The organism is Bacillus sp. GW823-FHT06B01, from assembly GCF_058952315.1.
On sequence record NZ_JBXAHR010000004.1, the window covers coordinates 428041 to 446511 of the forward strand.

General features: G+C 35.8%; 19 protein-coding genes and 1 pseudogene. 13 read left to right on the plus strand and 7 right to left on the minus strand.

Annotation, left to right across the window (positions count from 1 at the left end; translation table 11 throughout):
• Window positions 1–12: 12 nt before the first annotated feature.
• From AC1Q8N_RS20645 to AC1Q8N_RS20660, 4 genes are all read left to right on the plus strand, one after another.
• Window positions 13–1455, plus strand: coding sequence for an alanine/glycine:cation symporter family protein (locus AC1Q8N_RS20645; RefSeq protein ID WP_098078512.1), 1443 nt, complete (start codon window positions 13–15; stop codon window positions 1453–1455).
• A 365-nt stretch (window positions 1456–1820) separates the two neighbouring features.
• A complete protein-coding gene (locus AC1Q8N_RS20650; protein WP_000673848.1) occupies window positions 1821–3002 on the plus strand; it encodes a NupC/NupG family nucleoside CNT transporter in 1182 nt (393 codons plus the stop codon).
• Between the two features lie 351 nt (window positions 3003–3353).
• Window positions 3354–4535: a NupC/NupG family nucleoside CNT transporter gene (locus AC1Q8N_RS20655; RefSeq protein WP_098078510.1), complete on the plus strand. Its 1182-nt coding sequence runs from the start codon at window positions 3354–3356 to the stop codon at window positions 4533–4535.
• Between the two features lie 92 nt (window positions 4536–4627).
• Complete coding sequence (locus tag AC1Q8N_RS20660) at window positions 4628–4861, plus strand: hypothetical protein (RefSeq protein WP_048542410.1); 234 nt, start codon at window positions 4628–4630, stop codon at window positions 4859–4861.
• Between the two features lie 25 nt (window positions 4862–4886).
• Here AC1Q8N_RS20660 and AC1Q8N_RS20665 read toward each other — a convergent pair whose 3' ends face one another.
• Complete coding sequence (locus tag AC1Q8N_RS20665; RefSeq protein ID WP_048542408.1) at window positions 4887–5393, minus strand: ferritin; 507 nt, start codon at window positions 5391–5393, stop codon at window positions 4887–4889.
• A gap of 53 nt (window positions 5394–5446) precedes the next feature.
• Entirely contained in the window at window positions 5447–5770 is a 324-nt protein-coding gene (locus AC1Q8N_RS20670) for a MazG nucleotide pyrophosphohydrolase domain-containing protein (protein WP_098078507.1), read from the minus strand.
• 73 nt (window positions 5771–5843) lie between these two features.
• Between AC1Q8N_RS20670 and AC1Q8N_RS20675 the strand changes: the two genes are divergently transcribed.
• Entirely contained in the window at window positions 5844–6422 is a 579-nt protein-coding gene (locus AC1Q8N_RS20675) for an LOG family protein (protein ID WP_046955625.1), read from the plus strand.
• Between the two features lie 118 nt (window positions 6423–6540).
• A pseudogene (locus tag AC1Q8N_RS20680) lies at window positions 6541–6826 on the plus strand (hypothetical protein).
• A 17-nt stretch (window positions 6827–6843) separates the two neighbouring features.
• Here the strand turns inward: AC1Q8N_RS20680 and AC1Q8N_RS20685 are convergent.
• The 3 genes from AC1Q8N_RS20685 to AC1Q8N_RS20695 form a co-directional block, all read right to left on the minus strand.
• Window positions 6844–7041 carry a hypothetical protein gene (locus tag AC1Q8N_RS20685; RefSeq protein WP_000656322.1) on the minus strand — a complete coding sequence of 66 codons (198 nt, stop codon included), beginning with the start codon at window positions 7039–7041 and terminating at the stop codon, window positions 6844–6846.
• 596 nt (window positions 7042–7637) lie between these two features.
• Window positions 7638–8078 (minus strand): Dps family protein, encoded by a 441-nt coding sequence (locus tag AC1Q8N_RS20690; RefSeq protein ID WP_001041898.1) that lies wholly within the window; start codon window positions 8076–8078, stop codon window positions 7638–7640.
• 213 nt (window positions 8079–8291) lie between these two features.
• Entirely contained in the window at window positions 8292–9725 is a 1434-nt protein-coding gene (locus AC1Q8N_RS20695; RefSeq protein WP_088060095.1) for an alanine/glycine:cation symporter family protein, read from the minus strand.
• Window positions 9726–10134: 409 nt separating this feature from the next.
• On the opposite strand from AC1Q8N_RS20695, the gene AC1Q8N_RS20700 reads away from it, so the two are divergent.
• The 7 genes from AC1Q8N_RS20700 to nprB all read left to right on the plus strand — a co-directional run bounded on the left by AC1Q8N_RS20700 (window position 10135) and on the right by nprB (window position 16157).
• On the plus strand, window positions 10135–10632 hold the full coding sequence (locus AC1Q8N_RS20700) for a cation:proton antiporter regulatory subunit (RefSeq protein ID WP_001026069.1): 498 nt from the start codon (window positions 10135–10137) through the stop codon (window positions 10630–10632).
• The gene (locus AC1Q8N_RS20705) at window positions 10633–11832 is read left to right on the plus strand and encodes a cation:proton antiporter (RefSeq protein ID WP_000380223.1); all 1200 of its coding nucleotides are present in this window, start codon (window positions 10633–10635) and stop codon (window positions 11830–11832) included.
• 80 nt (window positions 11833–11912) lie between these two features.
• On the plus strand, window positions 11913–12506 hold the full coding sequence (gene uptA / locus AC1Q8N_RS20710) for an undecaprenyl phosphate transporter UptA (RefSeq protein WP_000900216.1): 594 nt from the start codon (window positions 11913–11915) through the stop codon (window positions 12504–12506).
• Between the two features lie 137 nt (window positions 12507–12643).
• Window positions 12644–13078 carry a DUF3920 family protein gene (locus tag AC1Q8N_RS20715; RefSeq protein ID WP_046960033.1) on the plus strand — a complete coding sequence of 145 codons (435 nt, stop codon included), beginning with the start codon at window positions 12644–12646 and terminating at the stop codon, window positions 13076–13078.
• Between the two features lie 112 nt (window positions 13079–13190).
• Window positions 13191–13601: a MarR family winged helix-turn-helix transcriptional regulator gene (locus tag AC1Q8N_RS20720; protein ID WP_064469276.1), complete on the plus strand. Its 411-nt coding sequence runs from the start codon at window positions 13191–13193 to the stop codon at window positions 13599–13601.
• Between the two features lie 51 nt (window positions 13602–13652).
• Window positions 13653–14351 carry a pirin family protein gene (locus AC1Q8N_RS20725; RefSeq protein ID WP_048542399.1) on the plus strand — a complete coding sequence of 233 codons (699 nt, stop codon included), beginning with the start codon at window positions 13653–13655 and terminating at the stop codon, window positions 14349–14351.
• 156 nt (window positions 14352–14507) lie between these two features.
• Window positions 14508–16157, plus strand: a complete 1650-nt coding sequence (nprB, locus tag AC1Q8N_RS20730) for a neutral protease NprB (RefSeq protein ID WP_048542397.1) — start codon at window positions 14508–14510, stop codon at window positions 16155–16157.
• A 42-nt stretch (window positions 16158–16199) separates the two neighbouring features.
• Here nprB and AC1Q8N_RS20735 read toward each other — a convergent pair whose 3' ends face one another.
• Both AC1Q8N_RS20735 and AC1Q8N_RS20740 read right to left on the minus strand, forming a co-directional pair.
• Window positions 16200–16517, minus strand: a complete 318-nt coding sequence (locus tag AC1Q8N_RS20735) for a metal-sulfur cluster assembly factor (RefSeq protein WP_048542395.1) — start codon at window positions 16515–16517, stop codon at window positions 16200–16202.
• 117 nt (window positions 16518–16634) lie between these two features.
• On the minus strand, window positions 16635–18326 hold the full coding sequence (locus AC1Q8N_RS20740) for a methyl-accepting chemotaxis protein (protein ID WP_048542393.1): 1692 nt from the start codon (window positions 18324–18326) through the stop codon (window positions 16635–16637).
• Window positions 18327–18471 lie beyond the last annotated feature (145 nt).

The window sequence follows — 18471 nt, forward strand, 5'->3', positions numbered from 1 at the left end:
GGCAATGCAATTATGGATTTTTTAGCTAAGGTAATTGGGGATGTAAATAATGTCCTTTGGTCATATATCATTATTGCGATGTTAATTGGGTTAGGGCTTTACTTTTCATTTCGTGTGAAATTTGTCCAAGTTCGTTACTTCGGTGAAATGATTCGTTTGCTTGGGGATGGGGCAAGTTCGAAAACGAGAAAAGCACAAAAAGAGAAGAGCGGTGTATCTTCGTTCCAGGCTTTTTGTATGAGTACAGCTTCTCGTGTAGGTACTGGTAACTTAGCTGGTGTAGCTATCGCAATCTCAGCAGGTGGACCAGGAGCAGTATTTTGGATGTGGTTAATTGCGGTAATTGGGGGTGCTTCTGCATTTGTAGAGAGCACATTAGCGCAAATTTATAAAGTAAAAGATGGGAATGCATTCCGTGGTGGTCCAGCTTATTATATGGAAAAGGGATTAAATAAGCGCTGGCTTGGAGCAATTTTCTCTGTTTTAATAACAGTAAGTTTCGGATTGATTTTTAACGCTGTACAGTCTAATACTGTAGCGGCTGCTTTTGATGGGGCATTCAAAACAGACAGTAGATTAGTAGGTCTTGTAATGGCTGGTTTACTTGCAGTTATTATCTTCGGTGGAGTAAAACGTATTGCACGTGCGGTTGAAATGATCGTTCCAGTAATGGCAATTATTTATGTAGCAGTAGCATTATTCGTTGTTGTAACAAACATTACGGCAATTCCGTATGTATTTAAAGAAATTTTCTTACATGCTTTCGGAATTAAAGAAGTAGTAGGTGGGGGATTAGGAGCTGCGATTTTACTAGGGGTAAAACGTGGATTATTCTCAAATGAAGCAGGTATGGGTAGTGCGCCGAACGCAGCTGCGACTGCAAACGTAACGCACCCAGTTAAACAAGGTTTCATTCAAACTTTAGGGGTATTTACAGATACATTATTAATTTGTAGTTGTACAGCATTTATCATTCTTTTATCAGATGTGCATAATGCAGCTGATCTAAATGGTATTCAATTAACGCAGCAAGCATTAAGCCAACATATCGGACCGTGGGCGTCTATATTTGTAGCAGTTGCAATCTTCTTGTTTGCATTTAGTTCATTGGTAGGTAACTACTACTATGGTGAAACGAATATTGAGTTTTTAAATGGAAGTAAAGTGTTATTAAATGCATACCGCATTGCTGTACTTGGTATGGTTGTTTTAGGATCTGTAGCAACAATTCAAATCGTTTGGGATTTAGCAGATTTATTTATGGGGATTATGGCTGTTATTAACTTAGTTGCGATCGTATTTCTTTCTAAGTATGCTTTCGCGGCATTATCAGATTACGTTAAGCAAAAGAAACAAGGAAAAGATCCAGTATTCTATGCGGAGTCTATTCCAGGTTTGAACAATACAGAGTGCTGGGATAAGCCAGCAGTAGCTGATAAAGAAAAAGCAGTATAATGAGGTGAGCATCAAGTGAAACTTGATGCTCATTTTTTTGTTTTATCCTGCTATTTGTGAACAGTAAAACTCTCGATTGATACGGGCTAATAATCAGTGGGGATGATATTGATTAAAGTTTCGCTATATAATGTAAAAGACGAACATTCATGAACGTTTTATAATAAAATGTAATTTTTTTAAGAAAAATGCAGATATGAGTTGTGATTTATGTTAGAATGGGAAATGCCTTTGAAACAAGAGGTTTTATGATCTTTCCTATCCGATTGAAGGTTTTGGAGGAGAAATGGAAAGTTCGGATTATTTCTTATTTCAAGTAGTCAGACGTTCAACGTTAATGAAGAGTTAAATGGAGGATTTTATTAATGAAGTTTGTTATGTTTCTTGTAGGATTGCTCGTTGTATTCGTACTCGGTTTTCTTATAAGTGCCGATCGAAAGAAGATTAAGTATAAACCAATCGCAATTATGCTTGTTATTCAGCTAGCGTTAAGTTATTTCTTATTAAACACGCAAGTTGGTTATATTTTAGTAAAAGGAATTTCAGATGGATTTGGCGCACTTCTTGGATATGCGGAAGCTGGAATCGTTTTCGTATTTGGCGGTCTTGTTAATAAAGGAGAGGTTTCATTCTTCTTAACAGCGTTATTACCAATCGTATTCTTTGCCGTTTTAATCGGAATTCTGCAACACTTTAAAATTTTACCGATATTTATTCGTGCTATTGGTACTGCGCTAAGTAAAGTAAATGGTTTAGGAAAACTAGAATCATATAACGCAGTAGCAGCGGCTATTGTTGGGCAAGCGGAAGTATTTATTACAGTAAAAGATCAATTAAGTAAAATCCCAAAACATCGTTTATATACATTATGTGCATCTTCCATGTCGACAGTATCAATGTCAATCGTAGGTTCTTATATGAAAATGATCGAACCGAAATATGTAGTAACAGCACTTGTATTAAATTTATTTAGTGGTTTCATTATTATTCATATTATTAACCCGTACGATATTACAGAAGAAGAAGATACACTGAAATTAGAAAATAAGAAAAAACAATCATTCTTTGAAATGCTAAGTGAATACATTATGCTTGGCTTTACAATCGCGATTACAGTAGCGGCAATGTTACTTGGTTTCGTAGCATTAATTACAGCAATTAATAGCTTGTTTGATTCAATGTTCGGTATTACATTCCAAGCTATTTTAGGATACATTTTCTCACCATTAGCATTCGTAATGGGTATCCCGCAAGCAGAGATGGTAACAGCGGGACAAATTATGGCAACAAAATTAGTATCAAATGAGTTTGTTGCGATGCTGGATCTTGGAAAAGTAGCGGGTGATTTATCAGCTCGTACAGTTGGTATTCTTTCTGTATTTCTTGTATCATTTGCGAACTTCTCATCAATCGGAATTATCGCAGGTGCAACGAAAGGTATCGATGAAAACCAATCAAATGTTGTATCATCATTCGGTCTACGCCTTGTGTATGGTGCGACATTAGTAAGTATTCTATCAGCGATTATCGTTGGTGTTATGTTATAAACAAAGGTGGCCCTAGCTTATAGCTAGGGCTATTTTTTATGGTAAATTTGCATGAAAAAACCAATTAGTTAGGAATATATTAACATATAAAAATCTTTTTAAATTTATATTGCATTTCGATTAGATAACGCTTACAATTTGATTTGTAGGTGGTATCAATTTCAGACTTTCAAGTATGGTAGGAGAGAAGAAGCTACCTTTTATAAATTGCAATTTATGTAAACGCTTACTGATTTTGGAAAACAGTTGAATAGTATTTAGGGGTTTTAAATTTTTTAACATCAATGGTCAGACGTCATTCGTTATACGTTATACGACCGATAACTCGTGGGAGAAGTGGAGGATTCACATATGAAGATCGTAATGTTTCTAGTCGGTTTACTTGTAGTATTTGTACTAGGGTTCCTTATCAGTTCAGATCGTAAGAAAATTAAATATAAACCAATTGCACTTATGCTTGTCATTCAATTGGTACTTGCGTATTTCTTACTAAATACAAAGGTCGGATTTGTATTAGTAAAAGGGATTGCAGATGGATTTGGCGCTATTTTAAAATTTGCGGAAGCAGGGGTTAATTTCGTATTTGGTGGTCTAGCAAATGATGGACAAGCACCATTTTTCTTAACAGTATTATTACCAATTATTTTCTTAGCAGTATTAATCGGGATCTTACAACATATTAAAGTTTTACCGATTATCATCCGTGCAGTCGGTTTCCTATTAAGTAAAATTAACGGCTTAGGAAAACTAGAATCATATAATGCAGTAGCAGCTGCAATCGTTGGTCAAGGTGAAGTATTCATTACAGTAAAAGATCAACTAAGCAAATTACCGAAAAATCGTTTATACACACTTTGTGCATCTTCCATGTCAACAGTATCGATGTCAATCGTCGGTTCTTATATGAAAATGATTGATCCAAAGTATGTAGTAACAGCACTTGTATTAAACTTATTTAGTGGATTCATTATCGTTCATATTATTAATCCATATGAAGTGAAAGAAGAAGACGATATTTTAGAATTACAAGAAGATAAAAAACAAACATTCTTTGAAATGTTAGGCGAATATATTATGCTTGGTTTCTCTATCGCTGTAACAGTAGCGGCGATGTTAATCGGTTTCGTAGCATTAATTACAGCAATTAACGGTGTGTTCGATTCAATTTTCGGAATCACATTCCAAAGCATTTTAGGATACGTTTTCTCACCATTAGCATTCGTAATGGGTATTCCAACATCAGAGATGCTAACGGCAGGACAAATTATGGCAACGAAATTAGTAACGAACGAATTCGTTGCAATGCTTGACCTTGGAAAAGTAGCTGGTGATTTATCAACTCGTACAGTAGGTATTTTATCTATCTTCCTTGTATCATTTGCAAATTTCTCATCAATCGGAATTATCGCAGGTGCAACGAAGAGTATCGATGGCAAACAAGCAAACGTTGTATCTTCATTCGGATTAAAACTTGTATACGGTGCAACGTTAGTAAGTATATTATCAGCGATTATCGTTGGGGTTATGCTGTAATAAAAACAAACGAAGTCGTTTATCTCTCGTCTAGAGGGATGAACGACTTTTTTATTTTGGTATGATGAATAATATAGAGAGGGGGAATTAGGGTGAAAGAATCGGATAGTTTAAGGGAGTTTGATGAGATTATAGAGAACATTAATCATTTAACTGGAGAAGATGCTAGAGCGCTTTTGAAGTTTATACATGGATATTTAAGCATAGTAGAAGAAGGCGATGGGACTTTTACTCATAGTAACTTTGTTGAAAAGGTTTCAGGGCTTTATAAGAAGGATTTGGCGAGGGTTATTCAGCTTAGAGAAGAAATAAAAAAATCACCTTAATACATTCATTAAGGTGATTGAAATACTATTCAGCTGGAGGCGTAAATGTACGTTTCTCTAATTCAGCGTCTAGCATAAATAATGCGTTTGAATCGCTTGTAATACGTTTTAATTTTTGGATGATGCTATCGAATGAAGATTCTTCTTCTACTTGCTCATCGACGAACCATTTTAAGAATGTAATTGTTGCATGCTCACGCTCATCCCAAGCGATATCAGATAAGTTGTAAATACGCTTCGTTACTTCACGCTCGTGCTCAAGTGCTACTTCAAAAGCGTTCAGTACAGATTCATATACGTTATTTGGATTATCAAATCCAGTAATAATAGCGCGCTCACCGCGGTCATTAATGTAGTTGTAAAGCTTCATTGCGTGGAAACGTTCTTCTTCAGCTTGTACAAGGAAAAAGTTAGCGAATCCATCATAGCTCTCAGCTGTACAGTAAGCAGCCATTGCCATATAGGCGTGGGCAGAGTAAAATTCAAAGTTCATTTGATCGTTTAATGCGTCGTGCAATTTTTTAGATAACATAAAATCCCCCTTAATATTGTGACAAGAATATTATACCATAATTGATAATATTCTCATTTGGATACTTCGAACCTTTTCGAAAGCTTTGTGACGTGAGCCTCCATAATGTCTTGTAAATCTAAATCATATTTTTGTGAAAGAATAATAAGATTAGATAGTACATCACCAAGTTCTTCTTTTAACTCTTGTTTTAGTTCTTCTTCTGTTTTCACTTTTTCGTCAGGACGATCACGGCCAATTTCGATTGCGCGAACAACGCGTGAAACTTCTCCAACTTCCTCTGTTAAGAAATTTAAGCGAATAAAGGAATTATACTGTGACCAGCTTCGTTTTTCGTAAAATTCCTCCACCCATCTTTGAAATGCGATGATATCCATTTCTTCCTCATCCCTTCAATATGTTGTACAATATTCATTGTATCATAACAATATATAGTTTCGGGGTGTAGGAATGAGAAAGATTTGTGTGTTTGCAGGTTCCAACTTAGGGGAGAGACCAGAATTTAAAGAGCAGGCAATAGCGTTAGGAAAAATGTTTGTTGAGAACGATTATGAGCTTGTATACGGTGGTTCTTGCGTTGGATTAATGGGAGAAGTGGCAAACGAAGTTCTTCGCTTAGGCGGACGTGTAACAGGTGTTATGCCACGCGGTCTATTCCGAGGAGAAATTGTTCATACAGGGCTAACAGAATTAATTGAAGTAGAAACGATGCACGAGCGCAAAGCGAAAATGGCAGAGCTTGCGGATGCTTTTATTGCATTACCAGGCGGATACGGAACGTTTGAAGAGCTATTTGAAGTAGTATGTTGGTCACAAATTGGTATACATAATAAGCCGGTTGGTTTATTGAACATAAAAGGCTTTTATGGACCAATTTTGCAAATGGTTGAACGTGCAGCAGAAGAAGGATTTATGAATCCATCAAATAAAGAGTTGATCGTTTCAGCTGAGACGGCAGATAAACTAATTCATGCAATCCAAAATTATGAGCGTCCTGTTTTAGGAACGAAGTGGAAACAGCTATCATAATACAATTTTATAGATATTTTTGGAAACACATGTCATTTTACTTTGAAAAGGCATGTGTTTTTAATTTGGTTAAATATGTTAATGTTAAGATGTAATGTTTTTAGAAAAGGAGAAATAGATGGAGGAGTTTGTGTATTTACGTCCTGTTTTTAAAAGTATATTAGCAGCATCTATTCTTGTTATGCTAATTGTTTCAACACAGAAGAAAGAGCTAATTAATGAATTTTCGCTTTGGTTTATTTCGATATTGTGTATTGGTGTTTCGGCGATAACACTCTTTATGATTGGCTTTATCGTTGATGAGTATAATCTAGCCGGAGATAGATGTGCATAGTTCTAATATGTTTATTGCGATTGGTTGTATTAGCGGTTTGAATTTTATTATTTATTATAGACGGCAATAAAAAGAAGGCATTCCGTATTACTTTGGAATGCCTTTATCATTTTGATTACTTTGTTTTTTATACAGGTACCAGCCACCCCAGCCGCCACCAATTGCTACAACAACGAGGAAAGCATAGTCTTTCACCTCGATACGTATATTGAAAATATTAGCTATAAGTAAGACAATACCAACCGTTATTAACGCAAAAAATGCTCTAATTAAGTAGTCTTTCAACTGAACCACTCCCGCCATTTAAGTAGTAAATGATGAATATGGAAAAGCTTTTTTGGATCTATTTTACTAAAGGATGTTACCTATATTTTAACATAAAAGGGATTGTAATATATTGATAAAAGTAGAGGAGAGGGGTGCTGATATTGTCGTGATTTGTCGGTAAGTCGATATATTGGAAAAATCGCTGATATATTTGATGGAATCGCCGATATATCGAGAAAATCGCTGATATATTTAATAGAATCGCCGATATAATGCAAAAAATCGCTGATATAAATTTCATGTACTGATATGCGCGATTAACCCCATACAAAAAAGCGACTCTGAACGAGCCGCTTCCGCTTTTAGTGATATCCAGCTCCAGCGGCTAGAACAGTCGGTTGTTTCACTCCTTCATTCGAGGCAAAAAGCGCCTCGTAATCAGGAGTTCCAACACCCTCCTGTTCTGAACGAGCCGCTTCCGCTTTTAATCTATCTAGCTCCGGTGACTAGAACAGTCGGTCATTTCGCGCCTTCCTGTGAGGCAAAAAGCGCCTCTTCGTCAGGAGCTCCAATGCCCTCTTGTTCTGAGCAAGTCACCTCCGCTTTAAAATCTATTATTGATTCAAGAACGCGCGTAGCATCCAAGCGTGTTTTTCTAGTTCTGTGTAGATGCCTAGTAGTAGGTCAGATGTCATTTCGTCATCAGAGTTTTGAGCGATTTCCATGCCTTTTTTCAGTTCGACTAGCATCATTTCGTAGTCTTTCATGATTGATTCAACCATTCCTTCTGCAGTTTCGCCGTATGCTGCTTCTTGAATAGAAGATAGTTCTAAGTATTCTTTCATTGTTGCTACTGGTTTGCCGCCAATTGCTAAAATACGTTCTGCAATTTCGTCGATGTGAGTAGCTGATTCTGTGTAAAGTTCTTCGAATTTCTCGTGTAATGTGAAGAATTGAGGTCCTTTTACGTACCAATGGAAGTTGTGTAATTTTGTGAATAAAACGCTCCAGTCTGCTACTTGTTTGTTTAATACTTCGATTACTTGTTTGTTCATTATGATCAATCTCCTTTTGAGTTGTTATGTTATATCAATTACTAATTTATAATCATTATAATCTAGTAATTTGTATAAATCAACCCTTTTGCTGGAATTAATTTGAACAAATTATGAACTGTTATAAATAAAAATCCCTATTACTGTGGAGTAATAGGGATTTTGTTTGATATATAGCTCTTGTTCTAAACGAGCCACATCCGCTTTTAATTATTATACAGCTTTTTGCTTCTCTTCTATATCCTGTCCATCCCAGCACTCTGTATTCTGTAAGCCAGGGATAGAACTTGCAACGAAGACAGGATCTTTTCCTTGTTTCTTTTGCTTTATATAGTCTACTAAAGCTGCGTATGCAAACTTGCTAAGGAATGAGATGGCAATTAAGTTTGTGAATACCATTAGTCCCATAAAGAAATCAGCTAAACTCCAAACTGTTTGAAGGGCAGCGATAGATCCGAAGAACACCATTCCGACAACTGCAACACGATAAATCAGTAACCATGTTTTGCTTTCTTTAATGAATGCGATGTTTGTTTCACCATAATAGTAGTTTCCTAGTAAAGAACTGAAAGCGAATAGGAAAATAATAATCGCTAAGAAAGTGCTTGCCCACGGTCCGATTTGTGAACTTAATGCTCGTTGTGTTAATTCAATACCTTCTAAATTCGATCCTTTGTAAAGTCCAGAACATAATACGATAAACGCTGTTGATGTACATACTAAGAATGTATCTACGAAAACACCTAATGCTTGAACAAGTCCTTGTTTTACAGGGTGAGATACATCTGATGTTGCTGCTGCGTTAGGGGAGCTACCCATACCAGCTTCTGTCGCGAATAAACCGCGCTGAATTCCGAATTTGATTGCTGCTCCAATACCACCAGCGATAGCTTGGTCTAAACCAAATGCGCTGTTAAATATTTCTGTAAAAATGCTTGGTAACATATTGAAGTTGTTAATTACGACAAAAATAGCCACACCGATATAAATGATCGCCATTGGAGGAACAATCATTTCTGTAATACGTGAAATGCTCTTAATACCACCAAAAATAATAACTGCAACTAATAAAGCTAATAGAGCTCCTACGATTGTTCGCTCTAGTCCAAAAGCATTTTCAAACGCTATTGTTACTGTATTTGCTTGTACAGAATTGAAAATTAATCCGTACGCAACTGTAATAAGAAGTGAGAACCAAACACCCATCCAGCGCTTGTTTAATCCTTTTTCCATGTAATATGCTGGCCCACCACGGAACCTGCTTCCATCTTTTACTTTATAAATTTGTGCGAGCGTACATTCTACGAAACTAGTAGCTGCTCCAAGGATAGCGATAAACCACATCCAAAATATTGCGCCGGGTCCACCCATTGAAATGGCTAATGCTACACCAGCTAAGTTTCCGATACCGATACGTGCCGCTGCACTTAAGCAAAATGCTTGGAATGGAGAGATGCTATCTTTCTTTTTTTCTTTTCGATTAAACCCTTTACTAATTAAACTGACCATCTCACCGAAATGAGTAATTTGGACGAATTTTAATTTGAAAGAGAAATAAAGACCGAAGCCGATTAGCATTGCAATAAGAATATATGACCATAAAATATTATTCGTTACCTCAAGGAATCTGCTAAAGATATCAACCATATAATACACTTCCTTTTTTCCGTAATAAGAAAATTATATGCAAAAAATATACGAGAATCAATTTTTCTAAAAAATCATGTTACATAAACGTGTTTTGTGTTATGATTATGTTACATCGTAATATTTTTAGAATTATTTACATTTTAAAAAACTAAATTTAAAACGAGAAAGAGGGGATAATTTGAAAGAAGAATCTTTATTGAATATAAGCCTTAAGAGTTTGAAAATGAGAAGTAATATGTTTTTTATCATTACATCTTTAAGTATTTTTTTAGGAGCCACTTATTATTACAATAAAAGATTTCCAAGTCATAGGTATCCTGAATGGTTAGAATTTCTAAAATTGATTGGATGAACAAAAGACAGAAAAACAGAAAATTAAAATAAAGAAGTTATGGAGGAGCTAAATATGAATATTAGAGAAAGTGAACTTCCGGGTATTGGTTATAAGTTTCAAATCGTTACGAAAGGTAACGAAAAGATGGTGATTGTCATTCATGATGATGGGCGTAGAGAAATGTATCATTTTGATTCAGATCATGAAGAAAGTATCTCAAGTATTTCATTACGTGACTCAGAGGCGAGACAAATTGCAGCAATATTAGGTGGAATGGTATACAAACCTAGAGCATTAGAAAATGTTGAAATGGTCTTTGAAGGTTTAGCAATTGAGTGGTTTAAAGTAGAGAATGCAGCTCCGGCAATCGGAAAAACAATTGGCGACCTTGAAATAAGAAAAACATATAGCGTAACGATTATTGCAGTTATGAAAAAGAATATGAAAAAGCTATTCAATCCAGGACCAGAAACGGTAATTGAAGAAGGCGATATGCTTGTAGTTTCAGGTGAGAGAGAAGAAATTAAAAAAATTATTAATGAGTTACTTTCGAATAGGGGGACTGACTAGATGGATACGTTAATTTTTGAAGTTGGTACAGCTTTAGTTTTAGTGGCAATTGCGGCGGTAATTGCTGGAAAGTTTAAATTCTCAGTAATTCCTTTTCTAATTGTTCTTGGGATGTTAGTAGGACCGCACGCACCGACAATAGGTGTTATCGATCTCAAATTTATTGAAAGTGCGAGTGTCATTTCCTTCCTTGGACGGATTGGCGTTCTGTTCCTTCTTTTCTACCTAGGACTAGAGTTCTCGATGAAAAAACTAATTAAATCTGGACGTTCTATTGCGATTGGCGGAACAATCTATATTTTAATTAATTTTTCACTTGGATTATTATACGGATTTATAATGGGATTCCCTTTACTAGAAATTTTAATTATTGCGGGTATTATTACGATTTCTTCTAGTGCTATCGTTGCTAAAGTGTTAGTGGATTTAAGAAGAACTGGTAATAATGAAACCGAATTAATTTTAGGAATTATTATGTTTGAAGATATATTCCTTGCTGTATATTTATCAGTCGTATCTGGTTTAGTTCTAGGAGATCATGCTTCCTTCCTAGGTGCTCTTACTTCAATTGGAATTGCTTTAGGATACATGCTTCTATTCTTTATTGTAGCTAGAAAGGCGACGCCTTTATTAAATAAATTGCTCAATATTAGTTCAGATGAAATTTTTATTATTGTAGTATTTGCTTCGTTATTCTTTATTGCAGGTTTCTCGGAAACAATTCACGTTGCCGAAGCAATTGGAGCACTTCTTTTAGGATTAGTTTTCTCTGAGACAGAGCATAGTGACAGAATTGAACATCTTGTTGTTCCATTTAGAGACTTTTTCGGAGCTATTTTCTTCTTCAGTTTCGGATTAAGCATTGATCCGTTTTCATTAGGCGGAGCGATATGGTTAACGTTAGGTGCTGTCCTTCTTACAATCATCGGAAACTTTGTTGCAGGAATGATTGCAGGGCGACAAGCTGGGTTATCTCATAAAGCGTCAACAAATATTGGATTAACAATTGTTTCAAGAGGAGAATTCTCCATCATTATGGCCAATATCGGCATCGCCGGTGGTTTAATGTCAGTCTTGAAACCATTCTCGGCACTATACGTGCTTATACTATCGATCTTAGGTCCACTTCTGACGAAAGAGTCAAAGAATGTATATAAATTTTTAAATAAAATCTTTAAGTGGGATACGAAGACTAACTAATTTTAAAAAAATAAAAGTACAAGATATTTACTGCTTGTACTTTTATTTTTTGCAATGAAAACAGTAAAGAGAGGTACATAATGTTAGGAGAGTTGATTCATTCCGTTTTAGTTTTTCTAGAAGGACTTGGTTATTGGGGAATTATGCTTGGATTGATGTTAGAGGTTATTCCGAGTGAAATCGTATTGTCTTATGCAGGTTATTTAGTATCAACAGGAAGCATTACATTTTGGGGCGCTGTCGCGTTCGGTACAATTGGTGGTGTAATCGCACAATTATTCATTTATTGGATCGGTCGATACGGAGGAAGACCCGTCCTTGAGCGATATGGAAAATATATTTTAATTCAAAAGAAACATATTGATTATGCTGAAGATTGGTTTAATCGTTACGGAACTGGCGTTATTTTTACAGCGCGTTTTATTCCTGTTGTGCGTCATGCTATTTCGATACCAGCAGGGATTGCAAAAATGTCACATGCTAAGTTTATTACGCTAACTACATTAGCTGTTATTCCGTGGTCAATTGTATTTGTATATTTAGGTTTTAAATTAGGAACAGAGTGGGAAAGTATTAATAAAGTCGCTGGGCCATATGTGAAATACTTTGCACTTGCAGCTATTGTTTGTGCAATTGGTTACTTTGTATTAAAAAAAGTGATGAAAAAAAAGTGATTACGGAAAAGGAATCTATATCGGTATAGATTCCTTTTTTATTGGCATTTTTTCAAGGATGAAAGAATACGTTTAATATTTACCATATTGTGGCATACATATAGGAAAAGGGAGTTTGGAAAGGGGATTATAGAGAAATGGAACTCCAGTTTCAAAATGTATATCAACAGGTGGAGAATTGGTATGTGTTGGATTCGGAGCTTCCTTGGGATGTCAAAAGGCTTAGAGATGATTTGTTTTCACTGATTGAAGTATGTAAAACACCAGTTATTTTTTGTGATACGTGTGATGCGAATCATGTGCTTCTATCATTAGGAGAAGAAGAAGAGGAATTCTTATTCCCAGTAGGTGGTTTTTATCATAAAGAAAAACAATTAATTTTTGTTTGTATGTGGGAAGAGTATGAGCAGGTGCTCAAAACACTATTGCATGAATTTCGTCATGCGATGCAGCATAAGAGGGAAGTATTGTATGTTGGAAGTGAATTGTACGAAGATAGATGGATTGAGAAAGATGCGAGAAAATTCGCGGAGAGGAAGTTAGATGAATATAAAAATAGAAAGTTAATGTAAAGCATAGTGGAGAAATGGCACTGTGCTTTCTTTGTTGATTACTAAAAGTAAGCGATTGACTTTTATAAAGTTTAGTTCTAAACTAATGGTATGAAATAAGCGAGGTGATAGAATGAAAACAGAAGATAGACTCGGGTTACTATTATGGTTTCGTTTATCACGTTTTTATAACAAAAGTATTCGTGAGACGAATCAGCATTTGAAAGAATGGAATGTATCTGCCGCTCAGTTTGATGTGCTAGCTCAAGTTGGAGGACATAATCGTCTAACGCAGCAAGAGCTCGGAAATAAACTATTTGTTACGAAGGGAAATATCACGCAGCTATTAAATAAAATGGAGCAGCTGGAGTGGATTCATCGTGAACAAGAAGGCACTACAAAATATATTTCGTTAACAGAAAAGGGAAAAGCTTTATATGAAGAAATCGTCCCGCCTCAAGAAACGTTCCAAGCGGAGCAGTTTCAAAATTTAAATGTAGAAGAACAACATCAATTATTAAAATTACTAAAAAAATTACAGTGAGAAAAATTTTAAAAATAAATCTTGAATTCGAGATAATATGAGGTGAAGGATATGTTTAGAAAAGTTGATCATAAAAATATGGGAAGAGCAAATCACGGTTGGTTAAATACACATTTTCATTTTTCCTTTGCGAATTACTATAACCCGAATAACATGAACTTTGGAGCATTGCGCGTAATTAATGATGACTTAGTAGCACCGCAAACTGGTTTTGATATGCATCCGCACCGCGATATGGAAATCATTTCGTACGTTGTAGATGGTGCTTTAACACATGAGGATAGCATGGGGAACCGCGGAACAATTGAGCGAGGACATGTTCAATATATGAGTGCTGGCACAGGTGTATTTCATAGCGAGCATAATTTAGGAAATGAAACACTACGTTTATTACAAATTTGGATTTTACCAGATCGTGCGGATCATAAACCAAACTATGGTGAGTTTACATTTGATTGGAGCAAGCGTGAAAACGAATGGTTTCACATGGTATCTCCACTAGAAGGAGAGGCACCAATTCAAATTCACCAAGATGCGAATTTATATTCTTTATCATTAGATGCAGGAAAAGAAATTCATTTTCCTGTGCGAGAAGGCCGTCAATTGTATCTTGTACAAATTGAAGGAAGTAGTGTAATAAATGGTGAAAAGCTTGTTATGCGTGATGCAGCAGAAGCGATAGAAGAGGATATTCATATTGAAGCGAAAGAGCAATCACACTATTTAGCAATTGAATTGAAAAGACAATAAAACATTTATGAAAAAGAGGACACCCAATAGGATGTCCTTTTTTTTTGAGTGGAATTGTCAGAAAATTTTTTCTCAATATTTAGAAAAAGGTATTAGCCCGGAAAATAAGAATTGTATAAAAGTGTCAAAAATCTTTAGGGAATGGGGAATGTTATAGTGAAAAAGCAAGTCATTTCATCAGCATTAGCCTTAACTGTTATCGCCGGGGGATTTGGAACATTTGGAGCAACGACAACGAAAGCGGAAGAACAAAAAATTCAATATCATCAAGAATTTAAAACGCCTGCATACATAGGTGAAGAATGGAAAGCACCGGAAGGACTAGATAAAAAAGAGACAGTCTTTCAGTATTTAGAGAGTAAGAAAGATATGTTTAAATTAGCAGGAAATATTGATAAACATTTCAATGTCGTTGGGGAGGAAAAAGATGCTGAATCTGGTACGACACATGTGAAGTTAGTTGAGAAGCATAATAACATTCCTGTGTATGGTTCAGATCAAACTGTTACACTTGATAAAGAAAATAATGTAAAAGCATTCTTCGGACAAGTTATTCCGAATTTAGAGGATAAAAATATTCCTGCGTTTGCAAATATTAGTGCAGAGCAAGCTGAAACGATTGCAAAGGCAGATATTGAAAAAGAAGTTGGTAAAGTAAAGAATTATGACGGTGTGAAAAAAGATTTATTTGTGTATGAAAAAGATGGGAAGTACTATCTTGCATACTTAGTTAAAGCATCGATTTCAAAACCAGCTCCAGGATATTGGCATTATTTTGTTGATGCAACGAATGGAAATGTGATTGAGAAATATAACGCTGTAGATCACATTACAGGATTTGGTTACGGAGTATTAGGCGATAGACAATCATTTGAAATTGCTCAAGATGAGAAAACAGGAGCGTTCAACTTGTTTGATGGTAAACGAGGACAAGGTGTTCACACATTTGATGCAGAAAATATGGATGAAAACTTGTTTAACTTATTCTCACAATGGCTTGGATATACAGGAGAAGAAGTTGAGAGTAAATCTAAGTTCTTCGAAGATAAGGCTGCAGTTGATGCGCATGTAAATGCAGGAAAAGTATATGATTACTACAAAAAGACATTTAATCGTAATTCTTTCGATGATAAAGGTGCGAAGCTTATTTCTACTGTTCACGTCGGAGAAAGCTGGAATAACGCAGCTTGGAATGGTGTGCAAATGATGTATGGTGATGGCGATGGAAAAACATTCATTCCATTATCTGCTGGACTAGATGTTATCGGTCATGAATTAACGCATGCTGTAACTGAACATACAGCAAACCTTGTTTATAAAAATGAGTCAGGTGCGTTAAATGAATCGTTATCTGATATTATGGGTGTCATGGTTGAGAAGAAGAGCTGGGATTTAGGTGCTGACATTTATACACCTGGAAAACCTGGTGATGCACTTCGTTCTCTGAAAGATCCAGCATCTATTCCAAATCCATTAAAACCAGGTGAAGGTTACCCAGATCATTACAATAAACGCTACACTGGAACAGCTGATAATGGCGGCGTTCATATTAACAGTAGTATTAACAATAAAGCTGCATATTTAGTATCTGATGGCGGAGAGCATTACGGTGTGAAAGTAACTGGAGTAGGCCGTGAAGCGACAGAAAAAATTTATTACCGTGCTCTTACGAAATATTTAACTGCAAACTCTGACTTTAAGATGATGCGTCAAGCTGCTCTGCAGTCAGCTGAAGATTTATATGGTAAAAACTCTAAAGCTGTACAAGCTGTAACGAAAGCTTATGATGCAGTAGGCGTAAAATAATAAGAGAAAAAGACCTGACTAGGATGTCAGGTCTTTCTTTATTTAGTCACGAACACCTAATGCGATTTTCGCCATACGTGACATGCGTTCTTTAGACCAGGGCGGATTCCAAACGACATTTACCTCTATTTCATTGACTTCAGGTACGTTCGTTGATAATACTTTTTTAACGTCTGATATAATTTGCCCAGCCATTGGACAACCGATAGAAGTCATCGTCATCGTAATGACAGCATTATTATTTTCATCTGCTGTAACGTCATAAACTAATCCAAGATTAACAATATCAACACCTAGTTCAGGATCAATAACAGCTTCTAAGTTTGCATATAACTTTTCTTCAAATGCTTGTTGTGACATGTATAGCACCCCCTACATATTAATGATATCGATTCTCATTATAACGGATATATATATAATATGCAGGGAATGAGCTCAAAAAAATATTCCTCTTGAAAGAGGAATATTTTTTGAAAGCTATTCAGTTTTGAAATGAGATACGAGTTGATCTAATTCTTGAACTGTTTGTTTCATTTGTCTAGCAGTTACAGTCATCTCATTCATAGTAATGACCTTTTGCTCAGCAGATTGTGCTGTTGCCGCTGTTTCACTAGATACTTCAGTCGAAATAGAAGCGATGTTATTCAGTGAAGCGTTCATTTCTTCAGCGCTTGCAGCCATTTCTTCAGCAGTTGCGGAGATGTCTTGCATTTGAGTAGATACTTTATTTACTTGTTCTACAATCGTTGTGAAAGAATTTCCAGCTTCACGAATGACATGAATGCCTTCAAATGCTTCCGAACGACCTTGGGACATCATAGAGCTCGCAGTTTCAGTGTCTTGTTGAATTTGATGTAGTAGTTGGTTAATATCTGTTGCCGCTGTTTTAGATTGTTCAGCAAGTTTTCGAACTTCGTCAGCTACGACAGCGAAGCCTTTTCCTTGTTCGCCAGCACGAGCTGCTTCGATAGATGCATTTAAAGCAAGTAAGTTTGTTTGCTCTGCGATATTAGAAATAGATTGTACAGCTGTATCAATATATTTTGTGTGAGTGATTAGACGTTCGACCACTTCTGACGTAGCATTTACCGCGTCGTGTATCGTTGTCATTTGTGAAACGGATTTTTGAATAACAGTACTTCCGTCGTTAGCTTGTTCAGATGTAACTACAGCAAGCTCAGTTACAGATGTGGCAGATTCAGCAATACGCTGAACACTTGCCGCCATATCGTCCATTGCTGTTGAGCTTTCTTCCATACTAGAGGCTTGTGATTGAATATTTGCATTTAAGCTAGACATCGAGCTCTGAACTTTTATTGTTGCCTCGCGTGATATATTCGTCTTTTCTAGCATATTTTCAGAAGCGTTTTGCACTTCCACAGATGTTTTTTGAACACGATTGATAATATGTTGTAGGTTTTCTAACATTTTATTAAATGATGTTGCGATCGTACCAATTTCATCATTACTATTTACTTGTAGGCGGGCTGTTAAGTCACCTTCTTGAGATGATAATTCTTTTAGCTTACTATCAATTTGTTGAATTGGTTTAACAAGTTTACCAGAGAACCACCATGCAACAGTGATAGCTACGATAATACAAATAACAAGTGATAAGAAGACAACATATTCAATTTGTAGCGAAGATTGATCAATTTTCTTGATAGATTGATCACGTAACTTTGCTTGTTCGTTACTGTAATTTGTGAAGTCCCCAATTACTTTATACACAGTACCATTTTCTGCATAAGCTACTTGTAAAGCCTCTTCCCACTTTTGTTCTTTTGCAAGAGTGAAAACTTTTTCTTCAATAAATTTTCTCCAAGTGGATCCTGATTCCATTGTATTTTTCATGGACTGAGAAACATTTGGATTAGAAAGAAGTTTATCTTTTGAATCCTCCAGACGTTTACTCATCTCATTAAATTTGTCTAATTCAACTTGATCATGTTGTAATAAATAACCTCTTAAAGCAGAGAGCTGTACTTGATAAGCGTCCCCACGCTCTTTCAATTCTGTTGCCAGAGGGGAAATTTCTTTTTGTAATGCTTCAGCTTGACGAGATTGATCCATGGTAAAGAATAAAATAAAAGCTAAGGCGATGCCAAATAAAGCGCAAATCGTTCCCATCATGAACATTAGTTTTTTTCGAATGCTAATAAAACTCATATGATAAAAAGCCTCCTTTGTGAAATCTTAGTATTAGAATTAATAAATTTAAAAAATTGAAAGAAAGCTTTACTCCATTTGGAACAAAGCTTTCTTCTTTCCTTTAGGAATTATAGCAGACGGAATGGGAGATAGAAAGAGATAT